This is a genomic window from Gordonia heveisoli (genome assembly GCF_030315745.1).
Lineage (GTDB): Bacteria > Actinomycetota > Actinomycetes > Mycobacteriales > Mycobacteriaceae > Gordonia.
Map to the genome: position 1 here is coordinate 1 of NZ_JASXSH010000047.1, position 1283 is coordinate 1283.

General features: G+C 62.1%; 2 protein-coding genes. Both read right to left on the reverse strand.

What is annotated here, in order from left to right:
• Positions 1 to 324: 324 nt before the first annotated feature.
• Positions 325 to 1038 carry a DUF3558 family protein gene (locus QSJ18_RS20220; RefSeq protein ID WP_353507229.1) on the reverse strand — a complete coding sequence of 238 codons (714 nt, stop codon included), beginning with the start codon at positions 1036 to 1038 and terminating at the stop codon, positions 325 to 327.
• Positions 998 to 1283: hypothetical protein (locus tag QSJ18_RS20070; protein WP_286328421.1), on the reverse strand; the 286-nt coding region annotated here is incomplete at its 5' end. The genes QSJ18_RS20070 and QSJ18_RS20220, both read right to left, overlap by 41 nt.

The window sequence follows — 1283 nt, forward strand, 5'->3', positions numbered from 1 at the left end:
GTATCGCCAAACCACCACCCTGACCCGACTTCTGTCCACAACCCGACCTCATCCGCCCGACCGACCGGGACGGAAAGTCCCGGACCGGGATTCAAAGCAACGTCCCGGGCGGCGACCGGGTCACCGCCCGGAACGACAGAACTGCAATCTCCGCCCGCCCCAGATCGAAGCCGGTACGCCGGATCCACAAGCGGCGTCACACGCCCAACTGGACTCGATCCTGACGACGCTGACCGGGTCGACGACGACGGAGGGCAAGACACAGCCGACGGGCGGGCAGATTCGACGCACCGAATGACCACACCGAGCAGCACACCGGTGAACTCAACGAGGAATCTGGTCGATCGTGGCGCGGGTGAAAGCTATTGCACGTTCGCAGATTTGGGGAACTGGCGGGCGATCCAACGCGACCATTCGTGCAATTGTCGCAACTATCGCTCTCTGCGACTGAACAACGGCGAGGCAATGCGCACTCGAACTGGAACCGACAGCGACAGTTCGACCGTCGACGCGAGTGTCAGCAAACCACTCGATCCCGCTACTGTTCAACCTCTTGTACCCAGTCAGACCGTCCTGGGGATCCGTCAGGTTTCCAACGATCTGGCTAATCGTTCCCTTGTGCCCGCTCCCTACCCGCCAAACACACCCCCGCGCCGTCTGGCCATCAGCTACGGCAGCATCCATGGCGGAGGCCGGCACCATCCCCGCGCGTAGCAGCATATCTTCAGAAAGAGCTGTGCAGGGCTCGTATGGCGAGCCATCGTTGTTTGCGCTCCATCGATTGGGAAAGGCTGTTTGAAATGGCAACTGCCTGCCGGCCTCATCCGTCTGCCTGACAACTGAACTCGCAATCGAGTGCGGCATCGAGGGCGACAGATCACTCTCACCCACGGCATCTCCGGTGCTCGCAGAACACCCAACAAGCAGCACGGAGCCGACAACTCCCGCAACAACCGCGGAAGGCCAGGTGGCTTGCCCGAATCGCAATTCCATTCCCCTATGTCCGGAAGCCCGACTCGCCCGCCCGATCAGCATCATCGAAGTCAACCTGGCCGCGCCGACACTGAGCCGCAAGGCGATTCAGTGCGTCCGTCTGCCCCGTGAGTGCGGCCTGCCAATCGCCAATAGCTTGGCCAAGTTTGGCGAACATTGCCTCGCCTTCAAGACACTTGCCGAAGTAGTTCGCCGCCTGCACAGCGTCAAGCTCGATTGACGCTTGCTCCAACGCCTCCGCCGCTCCCTCCGCGACCGCCGCGCGTCGTTCCCATTCTTCGGCCGTGACG